Raw genomic sequence first — 17,051 nt, 5'->3', positions numbered from 1 at the left:
ACTTGATCCAAAGGGGGGCGCAATGAAGGCGGTTGCGCGCCATTAAGGTGCGTCAGGGTTTATTCCGTGCTGCCTAAACCCTGCCAGCGCTTGAGGCCGATAAAGATGAACCGCAGCTGCTGGCTGATTTTGGCTTGGGGTTGCAGGTATTCGGGCAAGGGTTCGGCGGGCGGGTCGATGACGTCAGGCAGGGCGGCAAACACACTTTTAACCACCAGGTCGGCGATGACCGTCAGCGCTGCCGCGTTGAGGTGTTGTAACTTGGGTTTGGAACCCAGGTCGGCTGCCAAGTCCGAGGTGATGTCTTCGCGCAGGGCCGCAATTGCCTGCCGTACGGGCTGCGAGCCGCCATATTGCTCACGCGCCAAAAATAGAAACTGCGAGCGGTTGGCCTGCACCACATCGAGAAAAATGCGCACCGAGGCATTGATTACACCGCCCATGAACAACTCGTTATGGCGCACCAAACGGATGGTTTCACGAAAGGTCTGACCGACTTCACTGACCAATGCCAAGCCCAATTGGTCCATGTCGCTGAAATGGCGATAAAACCCGGTGGGCACGATGCCCGCGGTTTTTGCGACTTCTCGCAGGCTCAGGCTGCCAAAGCCGCGACCCGATTCCATCAAGTGGCGGGCGGCGTCCATCAGCGCAAGGCGGGTTTGTTGCTTCTGTTCAGCGCGGGGGAGCATCGGGGCTGGTCTTCCTGACTAGGGCAGCGGCGCACTCTAGCAAATCAGCTTTGATGACGTCGAACGGTGTAGCGATCAATGTGCGGGTCAGACATAACGAGACCGCTTAGCTGGCACGTTGATTCCTTTCAGCCAAACGCTCAGCGCCGCCTTCGGCAAGGCGATTTTGCTGTTGTTTCTGGGTGCGGTCATAGCCATCTTCGGCCACGCGGTTTTGTTGATCCAGCGTGCGTTGCGCACCGTCTTCGGCGACAGGGTCAAGCGGCTGGTTCAAGGTGCTGGGTGCGGGCTGAATTTGCGGTGCAGGCTGCTCAGCGGCGGGCAGAGCAAAGGCGTTAAAGGCAAGCAGTGAGAGGGACAAACCAAACAGGACTGGGCGTTTCATGATGCAGGTGCTCCGTAGCAGGGCAATAAGTGGGGTACGCAGGCAATGCTACGCTTGGATTTTCGATAACCAAGTTCATAAGGCCAATGGTGATAATCGACAAAATTGATTGTTCAACCAAAGCCCTCTAGCCCGCAGGTTTAGGAGCAGGTAAAACACGACTCGGGGCTTTTTTAGGACAAAGCGGTACGCCAGTTAAACCTTGGGCCGTGTTTGTCGGTCGTACTTTTATACGCGTCGCAATCTGGACGTTCAGACGTAATAAGGAGCCGTGTCATGACGCGCACCCGTAAAACGCTTGCCTGGGCAGGCGGGATTTTTGTCTTGTTGCTGGCCGTGCTGGTGGTGTTGATCGCCACCTTCGACTGGAACCGTCTCAAGCCCACGATCAACACCCAGGTGTCCGAGATGCTCCATCGCCCTTTTGCCATCAATGGCGACCTGGCGGTGCAGTGGCAACGTGAACCCGATGAAGGTGGCTGGCGCGCATGGGTGCCGTGGCCGCACGTTATTGCGCAAGACCTGACCCTGGGTAATCCGCAGTGGGCCAAAACGCCGCAAATGGTCAGCCTTAAAAGGGTCCAGGCGCGCTTGTCGCCGCTGCCTCTGTTGACCCAAACCGTGGTCATCCCGCGTATCGAGTTGACCGAACCCAGTGCCGATCTGGTGCGTTTGGCTGACGGTCGCGCCAACTGGACGTTCACCTTCGACCCTAAAGACCCGAACGCAGAACCGTCCAACTGGACGGTGGATATCGGCGCCATCAAGTTCGACAAAGGCCACGTCACGCTTAATGACCAAACGTTGAAGACCCAACTGGATGTGTTGATTGATCCGTTGGGCAAGCCGATTCCGTTCAGTGAAATCGTTGGTGAGAAAGAAGCGAAAAAGACTCAGGAAAAAGGCGCTACCCCGCAGGACTATGCCTTCGCCTTGAAGGTTAAAGGTCAGTATCACGGTCAGAAACTCAATGGCACCGGCAAGATCGGTGGCCTGCTGGCGCTGCAAGATGCGAACAAGCCGTTCCCGCTGCAAGCCCAAGTCAGCATTGCCGATACCAACGTTGCCTTGGCAGGCACCCTGACCGACCCACTGAATCTGGGTGCCCTGGACCTGCGTTTGAAACTGGCGGGCAGCAGTTTGAGCAACCTGTATCCATTAACCGGCGTGACCTTGCCGGACTCGCCGCCGTACTCGACCGATGGCCATTTGATTGCCAAGTTGCATGAGCCGGGGGGTGCGGTGTTCATCTATGAAAACTTCAACGGCAAGATCGGCAGCAGCGATATTCACGGTGATTTGAAATACGCCGCCAGCCAGCCGCGTCCCAAGCTGTCGGGCAAGTTGGTGTCCAACCAGCTGTTGATGGCCGACCTGGGGCCGCTGATCGGGGCTGACAGCAATACTGAGCAAAAGGCCCGTGGCGGCGCGAGTAAACAACCTGCGGGCAAGGTGTTGCCTGTTGAAGAGTTCCGCACTGAGCGCTGGCGCGACATGGACGCCGATGTTGAGTTCACCGGCAAGCGCATTGTGCAAAGCGCCGAGTTGCCGTTCACCGACCTCTACACGCACCTGGTGCTCAACAACGGTGTGTTGAGCCTTGAACCGCTGCGCTTCGGTGTGGCGGGCGGCAAGCTGGACGCGCAAATCCGTCTCAATGGCCGTGATACGCCGCTCGAAGGCCGCGCCAAGTTGACCGCGCGCAACTTCAAACTCAAGCAACTGTTCCCAACGTTTGAACCGATGAAAACCAGTTTTGGTGAGCTTAACGGCGATGCTGAACTGTCGGGCCGTGGCAACTCGGTCGCCAAGTTGCTGGGCACCGCCAATGGCGGTTTGAAAATGATCGTCAACGATGGCGCAATCAGCCGTAGCCTGATGGAAATTGCCGGGTTGAATGTGGGCAACTATGTCGTGGGCAAGATCTTTGGTGACGAAGACGTGAAGATCAACTGCGCGGCGGCCGATTTTGCCATCAAAGACGGTTTGGCCACGTCGCAGCTGTTCGTGTTCGATACCGAGAACGCGATCATTTACATCGATGGCACGGCCAACTTCGCGACCGAACAGCTCGATTTGAAAATCACCCCGGAGTCCAAGGGTCTGCGTTTGTTCTCGCTGCGTTCGCCCTTGTACGTGCGTGGCACCTTTGGCAACCCGTCGGCGGGTGTGCAGGCAGTGCCGTTACTGCTGCGGGGCGCGGGGATGGTGGCGCTGGGGGTGATTGCGGGACCAGCGGCCGGGCTGCTGGCGCTGGTGGCACCGAGCGGCGATGAGCCGAACCAATGCGCACCGCTGTTGCAACAAATGCAGCAGGGTAAAGTGCCGAAGACGGTGAAATAAGGGCTTTGCCTCACCCTGACCCTCTCCCGGTGGGAGAGGGGGCCAAGAGCAGAGCCAGTCCGCGTCGCACCGCCGATCAGCGCTCTGCTGAACGGTGAGGGCGCTGTTCAACCGGCATAAAAAAGCCCGCCCTCATGACCTGAGGGCGGGCTTTTCAATATCTGCGAAGGCTTACAGGTCTTTGAGAATATCCGCCATGTCGTCGGCGTGTTCTTCCTCTTGGGCGAGAATCTCTTCAAAGATCCGGCGGGTAGTCGGGTCTTTGTCGCCGATGTACTGGATGATTTCGCGGTAGCTGTCGACCGCAATCCGCTCGGCCACCAGGTCTTCGTAGACCATCTCTTTCAAGTTTTTACCGGCCACGTATTGAGCGTGGGAGTTCTTGGACAGCAGGTCCGGGTTGAACTCCGGCTCGCCACCTAGCTGGACGATGCGCTCGGCCAGTTTGTCGGCGTGTTGCATTTCCTGATTGGCATGCTCCAGAAACTCATCCGCGGCCACGCTGGCTTTCAGGCCCGTGGCCATGAAGTAGTGGCGCTTGTAACGCAGCACGCACACCCATTCTGTGGCCAGCGACTCGTTGAGCAAACGCAGGATTTCTTCACGATCTGCGCTGTAGCCTTCGGTTACGGCACCTTCTTCGACGTTCTTGCGAGCGCGATCGCGAAGGGTTTGCTTGTCGGACAATTGCATCTCGGTCATTTCAATCTCCTCAATAATCCGGTTGCCGCCTCGCTCTGCTGGCGAAGTCGGTTCATAAGGTGTGAGTTCAGCTGGCCGAGAAAGTTTTATCGGATGTTGCGCACCGGTGTAGTCCAGCGTTCCGACAGAATCACGCCGCCCAGGGTCAGCGCCCCCCCGATCAGATGGAAGCTGTGCAGTTGCTCTTTGAGCACCACGGCGGCAATCAGTGCGGTAATCAGTGGCAGCAAGTTGAAGAACAGCGTGGTGCGGCTCGGGCCGAGCAACACGACGGCTTTCATCCAGGCCAGCGGCGCAATCATGGAGGCCAATACGCACGCGTACAGCACCAACCCAAAGTTGTGCACGGTCGGGCCAACCTTGGGCGAGATCAGGTACAGCGGCAGTAGCACCACAATTGCCACCAACACTTGCAGGTACAGCATCTGCAACGGCGGTAAACGCAGCTGCCACTTTTTCAACAAGGTGCTGTAGATCGCGTAGGCCAGCGTGGCGACCAGCATCATCGCGTCGCCCAGGTTCAAGCCGTGATCTAGCAATGCGCCGAGGCTGCCACCGGACACCACCACCAGCACGCCGATAAATGACAGCACCGCGCCGACCAATGCACCCGCTGTCAGGCGCTGGCCGAGGCTGATGATGGACATGGCCAGCACCATCAAGGGCATCAGCGACAAGATGATGCCCATGTTGGTGGCCGACGTGCGGGCGGCCGCGTAGTAGGCCAGGCTTTGATAGACCGCCATGCCGAGCACCCCCAGGACGAAAATCTTGCCCAGGTTGGGGCGGATCACCGGCCAGTTGGCCACTATCGGTTTGAGCATAAACGGGGTGAACAACAGACCCGCGAGCAGCCAGCGGTAAAAGCCGATCTCTGAGGGGAAGATCGCGCCGACCGCGAGTTTGTTGATAACGGTGTTGCCGGCCCAGATAAAAATGGCCAGCAGGGGATACGCGTATTGCATCAGGAACAACCACAGGGTTAATGAGCGGCGATTATCCGCTTGTCTGTTCACAGGCCTATACTTCGATCCGGCCAACCTCTTATTGAATCCAGACAGCATGCGCAAGAATCTGATCAGCGTCCCCGAGTTCGACGCTTTACCGGCCCCGGTCTACTTTCGTTACGCCGAAATTGACGCTGACAGCCATGCGCAGGCGCATTGCCATGCGTGGGGTTCGCTGGACTATGTGGCCCACGGGGTGATGCGGTACGAGGTGGCAGGGCAGCGTTTTATGTCGCCGCCGCAGTACGCGTTGTGGATTCCACCCCACACGGAGCACAGCTCCTATAACGCGCAGGCGATTGTTTACCGTTCGGTGTATCTGGACGTGGCGCATTGTCAGCATTTGCCGAGCCAGCCGGTCACGCTGGCGATCAGCGATATTCTCAAAGCCATCCTCAGCGATTTCGCACGTCGTGACGTCAACATTCCCCAGGGTGAGGCTGACAAACGGCTGGCCCACGTATTGGTCGATCAACTGAGCCAGGCGTCGGTGCATCAATGTTATTTGCCCTACGCCAATCACCCGGGTTTGGGCGTGGTGCTGGCCGCGCTGCAACATCAGCCCGGCGACAACCGCCCGTTGGGGCAATGGGCCGCACAGGTGCATGTGAGTGAACGCACATTGGCGCGGCTGTTTGTGCGCGAGTTGGGCATGAGTTTTGGTGAGTGGCGCCAGCGCCTGCGGTTTTTGGCGGCCATCGAGGCGCTGGAATCGCCACGCAGCGTGCAGGACATTGGCTTTGACATGGGCTACAGCACCGCGTCGGCGTTTATTGCAATGTTCCAACGCCAGGCCGGTTGCACGCCTGAGCAGTACCGGCGTCAGGCGCGGCATGTTTGATCGCACAGAGGAAGCTGTAACAGAGTTTGTCTACACTGCGATGAAGTCCGTGGCCATCCGGCACGGCGTAAGGAGAAAACTCCATGAAAATGCTGCGTGTTCCTTTGCTGCTGCTGGGTGTGTTGCTGTGCTCCCAGGGGTTTGCGGCCACGGCCCAACAAAACAAAATGACCCGTTGTAACGCAGATGCCAGCGCCAAAACCCTCAAGGGCGATGAGCGTAAAGCATTCATGAGCGCCTGCCTCAAAGCCAAACCGGCCGGTGCTGCCACGCAGCAGGAAAAAATGAAAACCTGCAACGCCACCGCTGGCACCCAAGCGCTTAAAGGCGACGCCCGCAAAGCCTTCATGAGCACGTGCTTGAAGAGCAAATAATGCACTGAACCGGCGTAGTCGCTGCCGCAGACTGCGAAGAGTTGCGCAGTAGCGCGTTCATTCAGACGCGCCTCTAACCCTTCGCCGCTTGCCTATCGACCCGATATGAGGCGTGCACACGCCTGCGCCAGTCACAAGTTGTAGTGATCCCCGTCGAAGGCTGGCAGACTGCCCATCCTTTCGCGCTGCTTGTTTTGAGGCTGTATGCCATCGTTTTCTCAGCGTCACATTCTGCTGGCCAGCTACATCATTATTGCGGGCGGCTTGCTGCTGGTTTTTCCTTTGCGTCTGTTACCCAGTTTGCTGGCGGGTCTGTTGGTGTACGAGTTGGTCAACATGCTCACACCGCAACTGCAACGCCTGATCGCCGGGCGTCGTGCGCGATGGCTGGCCGTGATGTTGCTGGGCACGTTGGTGGTCAGCGTACTGGCGCTGATATTTGCCGGTGCCATCAGCTTTCTACTGCATGAAGCCGAAAATCCCGGCGCCTCGCTGAACAAGTTCATGGCCGTGGTCGACAAAGCGCGCGGGCAGCTGCCGCCGTTTGTAGACAGTTATTTACCCGCCAGTGCTGCCGAGTTCCGTGTGGCCATTGGCGCGTGGATGAACAAGCACCTCAGTGACTTGCAACTGGTGGGCAAGGATGCGGCGCACATGTTCGTGACCTTGTTGATCGGCATGGTGCTGGGCGCGATCATCGCCTTGCAGCGCATTCCTGATGTGAGCCGGCGCAAGCCGTTGTCTGCGGCCCTGTTTGAGCGTTTGCACCTGTTGGTGCAGGCGTTTCGCAACATCGTTTTTGCGCAAATCAAGATTGCACTGCTCAACACCGCGTTTACCGGGATCTTCCTGGCAGTGGTGCTGCCGTTGTTCGGTGTGCACTTGCCACTGACCAAAACCCTGATCGTGCTGACCTTTCTGCTGGGTTTGTTACCCGTGATTGGCAACTTGATTTCCAACACGCTGATCACCATCGTGGGTTTGTCGCTGTCGATTTGGGTGGCCGTGGGGGCGTTGGCCTACCTGATTGTTATCCACAAGCTGGAATACTTTTTGAACGCCAAGATTGTGGGCGGGCAGATCAGCGCCAAGTCGTGGGAACTGTTGTTGGCGATGCTGGTGTTTGAAGCGGCGTTCGGCCTGCCGGGTGTGGTGGCTGGGCCGATTTACTACGCGTATTTGAAGAGTGAGTTGAAGCAGGTGGGGTTGGTTTAGCCGCCAGCCCTCTCCCGTTGAAAGAGGGCTGGGGTGAGGGGCTTTTAGCCGTAGCGCTTCTTGGCTTCAATTGCCAAACCGCTACCGATGCTGCCGAAGATGTTGCCTTCTACATGGCGTGCATTGGGCAGCATGGCCGAAACACTCTGGCGCAACGCCGGAATGCCGCTCGAACCCCCGGTGAAGAACACCGTATCCACTTGCTCGACAGCCACGCCTGCACTGCCCAACAATTGCGTCACGCTGTTGCGGATGCGCTCAAGCTGGTTGTCGATCGCCGCTTCAAACATGACGCGGCTCAAATCAACGGCCAGCCCGGGTTCTACCCGGTCCAGCGGCAAATGACGGCTTTCGTTGTGGGTCAGCTGGATTTTGGTTTCTTCGATTTCCATCGCCAGCCAGTGACCGGCGCGCTGTTCGATCAATTTGAACAGACGGTCGATACCACCGGTGTCTTCGATGTCGTAGCGCATGCTGCCCAGCGCCAATTGTGATTTCTGCGCGTACACCGAGTTGATGGTGTGCCAGGTCGCCAGGTTCATGTGGTGGCTGGTGGGCATGTAGGCGCCGCTTTTCATCCGGCTGCCGTAGCCAAACAGCGGCATCACGCCTTGCAGGCTCAGCTGTTTATCGAAGTCAGTACCGCCTACGTGCACGCCGCCGGTGGCCAGAATGTCGTCCTGGCGGTTGTCCATGCCGCGACGCTCGGGCGACAGGCGCACCAGCGAGAAGTCGGACGTACCGCCGCCGATGTCGACAATCAGTACCAGTTCTTCGCGCTCGATGGTCGACTCGTAGTCGAAGGCAGCGGCGATGGGTTCGTACTGGAAGGAGACTTCTTTAAAACCGATGGCGCGTGCCACGTCGGTCAGGGTGTTCTCGGCTTCCTGGTCGGCCAGCGGGTCGTCATCGACGAAAAACACCGGGCGGCCCAGTACCACTTCTTCGAATTCACGACCTGCGGTGGCCTCGGCGCGCTTTTTCAGCTGCGCGATGAACAGCCCCAGCAAGTCCTTGAATGGCATGGCAGTGCCCAACACGCTGGTGTCGTGCTTGATCAGCTTGGAGCCCAGCAAGCTCTTGAGCGAGCGCATCAGGCGGCCTTCGTAACCTTCCAGGTATTCATGCAGCGCCAGACGGCCATACACCGGGCGGCGTTCTTCTATATTGAAGAACACCACTGAGGGCAGGGTGATCTTGTCGTCCTCCAGCGCAATGAGGGTGTCCACGCCTGGGCGCAGCCAGCCGACGGTGGAGTTGGACGTGCCGAAGTCGATGCCGCAGGCACGTGCTGGAGAGGCGCTTTTCATGTCTGTCGTGTTCCGGTTAAAAAACGGCCGCGCAGTGTATGTCAGTCGCTCACAGAATCGAAGCGCGACTATTCGTTAATTCGCAGGTTTTAATCCCCTTGAAAGACTATCCTTCACCCCCAAACTTCCAGACATTGGCTTGGTAGTTGGCAGGCGATTGCGTGAAGCCCGCAGGCTGCCGATAAACTTTTGCAGCGCTGTTCAGTCACAAGGTTGAGATCGGTCAATCGACAGGCCGGGTAACCCGAGCGGCGCGCTTTTGATAACGGATGGTGATCCTTACATGGACTTCAAAGACTATTACAAGATCCTGGGTGTCGAGCCCACGGCTGACGATAAGGCGATCAAGACCGCCTATCGCAAGCTGGCGCGCAAATATCACCCGGATGTGAGCAAGGAAAAGGACGCCGAGGACAAGTTCAAGGACGTCAATGAAGCGTATGAAGCACTCAAAAGTGCCGACAAACGTGCTGAGTACGACGAAATGCGTAAGTACGGTCAGCACGGGCAGCCATTTCAGGGACCCCCTGGCTGGCAGGGTCGCTCAAGCGGTGGCTTCGAGGATACAGGCGATTTTTCAGACTTTTTCAGCTCGATCTTCGGTTCGCGCGGTAATGGCTTTGGTGGGCAATCGGGCCGCAGTGCGGGCCGTCGTGGGCAGGATGTAGAAATGGAATTGCCGATTTTCCTTGAAGAAACCCTGTCGGGCGAGTCCAAACCGATCAGTTTCCAGATCGGTGGCGTCAGCAAGACCCTGAACGTGAAAATCCCGGCCGGCGTAACCGACGGTGAGCGCATCCGTCTGAAAGGGCAGGGCGGCCCGGGCGCAGGTGGCGGGGCCAACGGTGATCTGTACCTGATCATTCGTTTTGCACCGCATCCGAAGTTTGACGTTGAAGGTCACGATCTGGTGATCACGGTGCCGTTGGCTCCGTGGGAAGCGGCACTGGGGACCAAGGTCGCTGTGCCCACCCTGACCGGCACCCTCAACCTGACCATTCGTGCGGACAGTCAGAGCGGCCAGCGTTTGCGCATCAAAGGCCACGGCCTGGCAGATAAGAAAGGTCAGCGCGGCGATTTGTATGCCCAATTGAAAGTGGTCATGCCTAAACACACCGACGAGGCGACCAAAGCCCTGTGGCAAGCGTTGGCTGATAAAGCCGCCTTTGATCCGAGAGCCCAATGGAGTAATTGATCATGAGCAGCACCCTGATCGTTCAGCTGGACATGGAAAGGTTCTGCGAAGAGGCCAATATCCCGGCCGCTTACGTGATAGAGATCGTCGAACACGGAATTATCGAACCTCAGGGCCGCGCACCCGATGCGTGGCGTTTTGAAGACTATGAACTGGTCATCGCAAAGCGTGCAGCCAAGCTGCATCAGGAGCTTGAACTGGAGTGGGAGGGCGTTGCTCTGGCGCTGCAGCTGGTGGAAGAAGTGCAGCAACTGCGCGCTGAAAACCGTCGATTGAAGCAGCAGTTGGGACGGTTTGTGGGCAACACCAACGCATGACCGACCGGTAGGAGCGGCCGCAGGCTGCGATCTGTGACTCAATATCAACAGCTCGCAGTCTGCGCCAGCGCCTGCACGGGTTAAGCTTTTTTCGGCAATGTCACGGTAAACGTGGTGCCTTCGGCTTCGGTCGAGGTGACCTCAATGGTGCCGTCGTGGGCGTTGACCGCTTCTTTGACGATAAACAGGCCCAACCCCAGGCTGGTGGAGGTGCCCGGCAGGCTGACGTCTTCGCTCGGGCTGCGAACCAACGGGTCGAACAGGGTAGCCAGCGAACCTTCGTCAATCGGCGTACCCCGGTTGTGCACCGAGAGCAGCACTTGTTCGGCGCCGCCGGTCAAGGTTACGGTCACCACGCGGCTGTGGCTGCCATGTTGCAGCGCATTGCCAATCAGGTTTTGCAGCAGTTGGTTGATCAACCCACGGTCCCATTCGCCTTGCACTGGGCCGTCAACGGTCAGCACCGGCTCGCAGTCGGGTTGCCCGGCACACGCTTCGGCCAGGGCGGCGCGGCAGGCTTCGCCCAAATCCAGCGTGACACGTTCGATAGGCAACTGGCTGCCCAGGCGACTGCGCACAAATGCCAACAAATCGCTGACCATCGAGCCCATATGGCGAGTGCCATTTTTAATCGCGCTCACATAGTTCAGGGCATCGGCATCGAGCCTGGCTTTGCGCACCAGCATTTCGGTGGACATGCTTACCGCTTGCAAGGGCGCACGCAAATCGTGGCCCAGGATGGCGAGGAAGATATCCCGCGAACGGTTAACCTGTTCGGCATACGCCGCGGTGGATTCGGCCAGCGCTTCGTCAATGGCTTCGTTGAAGCGGATCATGTCGGTGAAATGCGCTTGCTCGGGGACATGCAGGCTGCCTACCCACAAGCGGATGACCGTGGCCCGTAAATGACGAAATTCCGAGGTCATCTGCACCAGATCAAAGCCCACGGTATGGCGCAGCTCTCCGTGACTGGCGGCAGCCTGGTCCAGGCTTGGGGTTTTTTCAGCGCCCTCACCTTCAGCTTTTGCCTGCTGCTCGCTGGCTGTCTGAGCGGTGTTCATGTCCCGTGAGGCGGCCAGCAAAATGACTTTGGCGTGATCGCGCAGCGCGATGCTGTCCATCGTGTTGGCGGCGGGAGTGATGGTAGCGGCAAACCTCTCCCATTCATCGACGATACGGTCAACCTCTTGCACGATGAACTCAGATAAACGCATAACCGCGACCTTGCTATGAAGCACAGGAAAAAAGAGGTCGCATCTTAGCGCTTGTCGATCTTTTTCAATACTGCCGCTGGACGCCTCTATAGATAGTTACCCCGCGTCTAAAGACCCCCGCCGATAAGCTCGGGCCTCATCATTTATGAGGTTTTTGACATGGCCCAACCCCTTGATAAACCCCTGTCAGCGTCGCCTGTTCCTGTGGAGCACAGGCGCCATTACCGGCTTTTTAAACACGTGGTTCCACCGTGGCTGGTTGAAACGACCACTGAACGGCGCTCAGCCTTAAGGCAAACCCAGGCCCAAGTACCTGAGTGGTTTGGCAGGTTAACGCTCAAAGAAAAAGACGCACTCAAAGTGATGATCGACGCTCGTGGTCAGTCGCTGAACACACTGGAGAAAGCGCTGGGTGTTATTCCTGCGTTGAACGACTTTGCCCGGCCGTTGTTGACGCAAGCACTGACAAACGCAGGCTACAGCGTGCCCGTCGATCAGGTATATGTGCGCCTCTACACGCCTTCGTTTGATGCCTTTGGCGTCGCCACCGGCGGGTTTAGTACGCGCACCCTGTCATTGCTTCAAGCCGCGCTGCATAACTTTGAAGAACCCGAGACCCAAGAGCGTTATTTTGCGGGAGGTTCGGGCTTTATTACATCGCCCGATGAGCAGGGCCGCTTTAAATCGTATGCCACCGACCTGACCCTTGAGGCGTTTACGCAGTTGTGTCGAAGGCTGGATATTGGCGGGCAGTATCAAACCTTGCTCAGCAACACCCTGAACCCGGTCAACAAGGTATCGCTTGATCTTTTACGCTCTCGCTACCTCACGCATCAGCACGCGGTGCTTAAAGTCGATGCGCAGGTTGCGTGGCATAAGGGCGATATAGACAGCGCCTCGCATGCCTTGATTCAGCGAGTGCTGAATGGCGAACGCGGGATCAAACTGGCGGATGGTCGACAGCTTTGGTGTCGCACCCCTTGTGTGATGGGCCTTGAACTTAAAGGCTGCGTGATTTTTTCGCTCAGTTATGAGGATAGGCGCACTGAGAAGCTGATTGCCTGGATACCCGGCGACCCCCAACACCCGCTCAAGCAATATGCGAGTTATGCCAGCTTGCGTGACGAGTGGGTGCGCAAACTCACGGCCAGTCCTGATCAAGCCAGGCTGACAACACTGACCCCCTATCAGCAGTTCTTAAGCCGTTATATCGACCAGAAAGAGCGCCCTTATTACTACAAACGGCTGACCGAGTTGGTCAAAGAAGCTCCCGCTCAACCGTGGGGTGGCGAGTGGTTTCGTTCCGAAAAGACCCAGTTCTGGTTTCACGCCTTGGCCCCTGTGCCGTTTGCGCTTATTCGCGTGGAACCCATTCCAGATGTGCACACACATCGTGAGCAGGCCGAACACCCGCAGATTCATCTGGTGCTCTGCGCCATGAGCGGGCATCAGCTAAGGGATGAGGTCGACGTGTGGGGGGTGATGTTTGAAGACATGCGCGGGCGCATGTTTGGCAATGCCCGCAACCTGGCCGTGCCGACCGCCGATGCGGACGCGAATAATCGTTCTGCGCGCTGGGCGCATTACCTGAACATTGGCCTGTTTGCGGTAAACCTGGTGGCAATGGCTGTGCCTGCATTAGGCGAAGTCATGATGGTGGTGATGGTCGCGCAGTTGCTCTACGAAACCATTGAAGGCATTGAAGAATGGTCGGCAGGCGATACCGATGCCGCGTGGGGGCACATCAGTGATGTCGTGGAGAACCTGGCGACCCTGGCCGTGGGCGGCGCGGCGATGCATGCAGTCGTCACGCCGGTGATTGAAAAACTCAAAGTGATTACCTTGCCAGGTGCCAGGCAACGCTTGTGGAGCGGGGATATAACGCCCTATGCACACACGATTGACGTACCGCCTCACTCCAACCCCAACGACGCTGGTCTGCACCGGCTCAATAATCAGCAGGTTTTACCCCATGAAGGCAAGCACTATGTGCTGAGTAAAGACCCTCTGACTGAGCACTACCGCGCAGTCCACCCACGTCGCCCGCAGGCTTATCAACCCACATTCCGACACAACGGGCACGGCGTCTGGGTGCATGAAGGCGAGCAACCTGTGATGTGGGAGCGCAGTCAGCTCAAGCGCCGTCTCGGGCCCCTGGCGCAGGGGTTTAGCGACAATGATTTTGAGCACATCCTCAAGGTCTGTGACGTACGCGAAGATGAGTTGCGACGTCTTTATACCGAGAACGAACCCACCCCCTTGCTGTTAATAGAAAGCCTGCGCCAGTTCAGGGCTTACTCCAAGGCCATGAGTGCGATGAGCGAAGTCCGGGCCGGGCGTATTTCCAACGAGCTGTGCAGTTATGCCACCGCTTTTACCGTTGAATTGCCAGGGTGGCCTGCCAGTAAAGCCATTGAACTGTATGACTCGCTGGCTTCGCAGAGTGCTGTGGTCCGTTATGGCAATGCGAACGCCAGCGGTGCGGATGTGATTCGCATAAGCCGTGCGGACCTGATGAATGGCCAGTTGCCCGAGCGTGTAGTGGATGCTCTGAGTACCTCGCAACTTGAACGTTTGCTGGGCGAGCGCACCACGCTTGAGCGTTCAGAGCGCCTTGAGTCATTCAGGCACCGCTTGAGCCAGCAAATGGAGTTCAATACGCAGCGTTTGTTCATCAGCCTGTATGAAGACCCTCTGTTGAGCACCGATCCTGCGCGGCCTTCTATTGAGTTATTGCAACGGATATTCCCCACGCTACCGACCTCAATTGCCCGCAGGTTAGTGGCCGATGCCAATGCTCTGGAACTGGCAGCGTTAAACTCAGGCAAGGTCCCGTCCAGGCTGATGGGCGCTGCCAGGCGAATACAGCGTGACTCGCGGCTGTCCTCTGCTTACTTGGGCTTGTACCTGGAAGGTCTGGTCAGCAGAGACACTGAAATGTTGGTGTTGAACACGCTATTGGAGTTACCGGGCTGGCGCAACGATGTGCGCCTGGAGATACGCAGCAACAGGTTTTCGGGGGAGGTGAGGGCAAGTTGCGGGGCCAGCGATGTCGCAGAGCGCAAAGTACTGGTCCGCGTGTCGGACGGTAAATATCAGGCTTTCGATGGTCTGGGCAATGAGCTGCACGGTGTCGATAACCTGTACAACAGCCTTCAGCATGCATTGCCCGACGCTCATCGCCGGGCCATAGGTTTGCCGGGTGTCTGGCAAGGTGGGGCGTTAAAAGGCCGCATCCAGCAACACGCTTTGCCCCGCGAGCACTTGCGCGTATTACTGAAAATGCGCGGTGAAAGCCAACCCTTTTTCCTGCCGCCCGAACGCCTGCCAGGCGGCCGGGTCGGTTATCCGTTGAGTGGTCGGGGGCCAATCACGGCGCAGTCAAGCCTTGCCGATACCTACAGGACGCGCCTTTTTCAGCTCTACCCCAGCTTTACGCAAGCCGAATTGACCGGGTTCCTAGAGTTGCATGGTGTCAATGTGCGCACGCACATAGCCGCTCTGGAAGATGAGTTTGTGCAGCTTGTAACCGATCTTGAAGACTGGTTGATGTTGCCCATCGATGGCCAACCGGTGGAGGTTGATTCGCCGCTGGCCACACAGCGCCCGACCCTCAAGGCCAGATTATGGGTCCAGGACCGTTTGATTTGTGCATGGCAGCGAACAGGTTCGCGCCATTTTAATGATGCCGGGCGGCACATGGGCCAGGCTCTGATCCTCGATGTCGATGCATTAGGCGCAGTACTGGAAACCCTACCGCCGTTAACGGCCGATTTTACCCATGTCAGCAAGTTGTCCTTGTCAGGCATTGGCGCGAGCGATGCCATTGACGGGTTTGTGTCTCAGTTCACTCAATTGCGTGCGCTTGACCTGGACAGCAACCAACTGACCCGCTTCCCCCCCTCTCTTGCGCAAATGCGCCAGCTTGAACAGCTGGATTTGGCGTCCAATAAAATTGTCCTCACGCCCGGCGATGTTCAACAGATCGGCCGAATGACCCAAATGCGGGCCTTGTCTCTGGATGCAAGCCCCATTGGTGTGTCGCTGGACATCAGCCGCATGCCGGATTTGGTCGGCGTCTCCCTCAACGGTTGCGGTCTTGATCGCTGGCCAACCGGGTTGCTGGCGCATCCGCGACCTCGCACGTTCAGGCTCTATCTCGAAAACAATCCCCTGGCGCACATCCCCCACGTTGAGCCAGGCTCCAGCATGGCGGGCACCCTGGCCCGCACGGTCGTGACACGTCACGCTTTAACGCAAGAGGTGTTGGCCAGATACAACCTCTACAGCGAATCGGTGGGCATCTCTTCCCAGCGTGCGCGCCCCCCGCGCGAGGAGTTGGCCAGCCATCACTGGATCAGCGTCTTGTCGGTCGATGACGTGGCGCCTAAACAGGCGTTGTGGAACCGTATCGAATATGCCGGTAACGCGGAGCCGTTCTTCGAAATCCTCAGTGATCAAGCAAGCAACATGCGCTATCGCACGCCTGCGTTCCAGGCGGACATGAGCAGCAAAGTCTGGCGCATGCTGGAGGCGATGGACGAAAGCGATGAACTGCGCGACAAACTGTTTTTGATGGCCAAGGCGCCTTTTACCTGCGTGGATGCAGGGGCTCAGTTGTTCAATGCGCTGGGTGTCGAGGTGTTATTGCATGAAGCCTACAAGGCACCCATGGAATGGCTGGTCAGGCTTGAAGTGTTAGACCTGGCCAGAGGCAAGTGCCGTCTGGATCAACTAGGGCGTGTTGCCCGTGCACGCGTGACTGAGCTGGAGGCACAAGGGCGCCGCCATCCGCAATACAACGCGTTGGGGGACCGTATCCTTCACTACGATGAACAGGGTGTCGCGATGCGCGATATTGATGAAGTGGAGGTGTACCTGACCTACACCACGCTGTTGGCGGACCGGCTGGGGTTGCCGTGGCAGTCACCTGAACTGATGTTCCCGGAGGAGGACGTGACCGAGGCCATGACGGACAGCGCACATGATTGGGTGAGGGCGCTGGAGCAAGGAGAGGGGTTGCGTAATCAATTGCTGGAGCAGCCGATGTGGATCAACTTTATTGAGGGTGCCTATCGCTCCAGATTTGACGCATTGGCGCTCAAAGTCGATGCCTTGACCGACTTGCAGGTCGCGCAGCAAGCGTGGGTTTCGGGTACCGACCTGTCGGCTGAACAGAAGGCCGCGCTGCGCGAAACCATTGTGCAAAAGGCTCGCACCCTGGGCATGTTGCCCGGCTCTGTCCCTGAGGGGTACGTCATGCCCGATGACGTCTACGATGCGCAAGTCCTCGCCTTTGGGGTTGAGCGGCGCAGGTTGATGGAGGCACTGACGGATGAAGCGATGGGACGTGAAGTGTCGACGCCGGATGAGGACGAACCCATCACCGGCCGGGGTGACTCTTGATCTGAGCCAGTGAACCGCAGGTCAGATCGCAACCTGACCTGCGCCTGGCC

13 protein-coding genes are annotated in these 17,051 nt (G+C 57.9%); 7 read left to right on the top strand and 6 right to left on the bottom strand.

All coding sequences use genetic code 11. The features are described 5' to 3' along the window. Positions 1-59 precede the first annotated feature (59 nt). Positions 60-692, bottom strand: a complete 633-nt coding sequence (locus ACP7A4_RS16290; protein WP_048364412.1) for a TetR family transcriptional regulator — start codon at positions 690-692, stop codon at positions 60-62. A gap of 106 nt (positions 693-798) precedes the next feature. Beyond that, positions 799-1,077 carry a hypothetical protein gene (locus tag ACP7A4_RS16285; RefSeq protein WP_059763449.1) on the bottom strand — a complete coding sequence of 93 codons (279 nt, stop codon included), beginning with the start codon at positions 1,075-1,077 and terminating at the stop codon, positions 799-801. A gap of 276 nt (positions 1,078-1,353) precedes the next feature. On the opposite strand from ACP7A4_RS16285, the gene ACP7A4_RS16280 reads away from it, so the two are divergent. Further along, the gene (locus ACP7A4_RS16280; protein ID WP_426247786.1) at positions 1,354-3,420 is read left to right on the top strand and encodes an AsmA family protein; all 2,067 of its coding nucleotides are present in this window, start codon (positions 1,354-1,356) and stop codon (positions 3,418-3,420) included. A gap of 171 nt (positions 3,421-3,591) precedes the next feature. On the opposite strand, the gene ACP7A4_RS16275 is transcribed toward ACP7A4_RS16280, so the two are convergent. Both ACP7A4_RS16275 and ACP7A4_RS16270 read right to left on the bottom strand, forming a co-directional pair. Continuing rightward, complete coding sequence (locus ACP7A4_RS16275) at positions 3,592-4,122, bottom strand: ferritin-like domain-containing protein (protein ID WP_059763447.1); 531 nt, start codon at positions 4,120-4,122, stop codon at positions 3,592-3,594. An 86-nt stretch (positions 4,123-4,208) separates the two neighbouring features. Further along, complete coding sequence (locus tag ACP7A4_RS16270; protein ID WP_059763446.1) at positions 4,209-5,087, bottom strand: DMT family transporter; 879 nt, start codon at positions 5,085-5,087, stop codon at positions 4,209-4,211. 97 nt (positions 5,088-5,184) lie between these two features. Between ACP7A4_RS16270 and ACP7A4_RS16265 the strand changes: the two genes are divergently transcribed. The 3 genes from ACP7A4_RS16265 to ACP7A4_RS16255 all read left to right on the top strand — a co-directional run bounded on the left by ACP7A4_RS16265 (position 5,185) and on the right by ACP7A4_RS16255 (position 7,559). Continuing rightward, positions 5,185-5,970: an AraC family transcriptional regulator gene (locus ACP7A4_RS16265; RefSeq protein WP_059763445.1), complete on the top strand. Its 786-nt coding sequence runs from the start codon at positions 5,185-5,187 to the stop codon at positions 5,968-5,970. An 83-nt stretch (positions 5,971-6,053) separates the two neighbouring features. Next, positions 6,054-6,344, top strand: coding sequence for a PsiF family protein (locus ACP7A4_RS16260; RefSeq protein ID WP_048364406.1), 291 nt, complete (start codon positions 6,054-6,056; stop codon positions 6,342-6,344). Positions 6,345-6,548: 204 nt separating this feature from the next. After that, positions 6,549-7,559, top strand: a complete 1,011-nt coding sequence (locus ACP7A4_RS16255) for an AI-2E family transporter (RefSeq protein ID WP_059763444.1) — start codon at positions 6,549-6,551, stop codon at positions 7,557-7,559. 44 nt (positions 7,560-7,603) lie between these two features. Here ACP7A4_RS16255 and ACP7A4_RS16250 read toward each other — a convergent pair whose 3' ends face one another. Continuing rightward, positions 7,604-8,869 carry an Hsp70 family protein gene (locus ACP7A4_RS16250; RefSeq protein WP_048364404.1) on the bottom strand — a complete coding sequence of 422 codons (1,266 nt, stop codon included), beginning with the start codon at positions 8,867-8,869 and terminating at the stop codon, positions 7,604-7,606. A 283-nt stretch (positions 8,870-9,152) separates the two neighbouring features. On the opposite strand from ACP7A4_RS16250, the gene cbpA reads away from it, so the two are divergent. Both cbpA and ACP7A4_RS16240 read left to right on the top strand, forming a co-directional pair. Then, positions 9,153-10,064 carry a curved DNA-binding protein gene (cbpA, locus tag ACP7A4_RS16245; RefSeq protein WP_059763443.1) on the top strand — a complete coding sequence of 304 codons (912 nt, stop codon included), beginning with the start codon at positions 9,153-9,155 and terminating at the stop codon, positions 10,062-10,064. A gap of 2 nt (positions 10,065-10,066) precedes the next feature. Next, on the top strand, positions 10,067-10,381 hold the full coding sequence (locus tag ACP7A4_RS16240) for a chaperone modulator CbpM (protein ID WP_059763442.1): 315 nt from the start codon (positions 10,067-10,069) through the stop codon (positions 10,379-10,381). An 80-nt stretch (positions 10,382-10,461) separates the two neighbouring features. On the opposite strand, the gene ACP7A4_RS16235 is transcribed toward ACP7A4_RS16240, so the two are convergent. Then, the gene (locus ACP7A4_RS16235) at positions 10,462-11,595 is read right to left on the bottom strand and encodes a sensor histidine kinase (RefSeq protein ID WP_059763441.1); all 1,134 of its coding nucleotides are present in this window, start codon (positions 11,593-11,595) and stop codon (positions 10,462-10,464) included. Between the two features lie 159 nt (positions 11,596-11,754). Here ACP7A4_RS16235 and ACP7A4_RS16230 point away from each other — a divergent pair, with 159 nt between their 5' ends. Next, positions 11,755-17,001, top strand: coding sequence for a dermonecrotic toxin domain-containing protein (locus ACP7A4_RS16230; RefSeq protein ID WP_426247785.1), 5,247 nt, complete (start codon positions 11,755-11,757; stop codon positions 16,999-17,001). Positions 17,002-17,051: the final 50 nt, after the last annotated feature.

Source organism: Pseudomonas sp. TWR3-1-1, assembly GCF_049896545.1.
Taxonomy (GTDB): domain Bacteria; phylum Pseudomonadota; class Gammaproteobacteria; order Pseudomonadales; family Pseudomonadaceae; genus Aquipseudomonas; species Aquipseudomonas weihenstephanensis.
Note: the sequence above shows the minus strand (reverse complement) of the source record. Positions and strands in the feature narration are given on the sequence as shown.

Bases quoted from the DNA above. Each gene is read 5' to 3' on its own strand.
- ACP7A4_RS16265 (WP_059763445.1), top strand. From the start codon at position 5,185: ATGCGCAAGAATCTGATCAGCGTCCCCGAGTTCGACGCTTTACCGGCC.
- cbpA (WP_059763443.1), top strand. From the start codon at position 9,153: ATGGACTTCAAAGACTATTACAAGATCCTGGGTGTCGAGCCCACGGCT.
- ACP7A4_RS16290 (WP_048364412.1), bottom strand. From the start codon at position 692: ATGCTCCCCCGCGCTGAACAGAAGCAACAAACCCGCCTTGCGCTGATG.
- ACP7A4_RS16235 (WP_059763441.1), bottom strand. From the start codon at position 11,595: ATGCGTTTATCTGAGTTCATCGTGCAAGAGGTTGACCGTATCGTCGAT.
- ACP7A4_RS16260 (WP_048364406.1), top strand. From the start codon at position 6,054: ATGAAAATGCTGCGTGTTCCTTTGCTGCTGCTGGGTGTGTTGCTGTGC.
- ACP7A4_RS16230 (WP_426247785.1), top strand. From the start codon at position 11,755: ATGGCCCAACCCCTTGATAAACCCCTGTCAGCGTCGCCTGTTCCTGTG.
- ACP7A4_RS16285 (WP_059763449.1), bottom strand. From the start codon at position 1,077: ATGAAACGCCCAGTCCTGTTTGGTTTGTCCCTCTCACTGCTTGCCTTT.
- ACP7A4_RS16270 (WP_059763446.1), bottom strand. From the start codon at position 5,087: ATGCAATACGCGTATCCCCTGCTGGCCATTTTTATCTGGGCCGGCAAC.
- ACP7A4_RS16280 (WP_426247786.1), top strand. From the start codon at position 1,354: ATGACGCGCACCCGTAAAACGCTTGCCTGGGCAGGCGGGATTTTTGTC.
- ACP7A4_RS16240 (WP_059763442.1), top strand. From the start codon at position 10,067: ATGAGCAGCACCCTGATCGTTCAGCTGGACATGGAAAGGTTCTGCGAA.
- ACP7A4_RS16255 (WP_059763444.1), top strand. From the start codon at position 6,549: ATGCCATCGTTTTCTCAGCGTCACATTCTGCTGGCCAGCTACATCATT.
- ACP7A4_RS16250 (WP_048364404.1), bottom strand. From the start codon at position 8,869: ATGAAAAGCGCCTCTCCAGCACGTGCCTGCGGCATCGACTTCGGCACG.
- ACP7A4_RS16275 (WP_059763447.1), bottom strand. From the start codon at position 4,122: ATGACCGAGATGCAATTGTCCGACAAGCAAACCCTTCGCGATCGCGCT.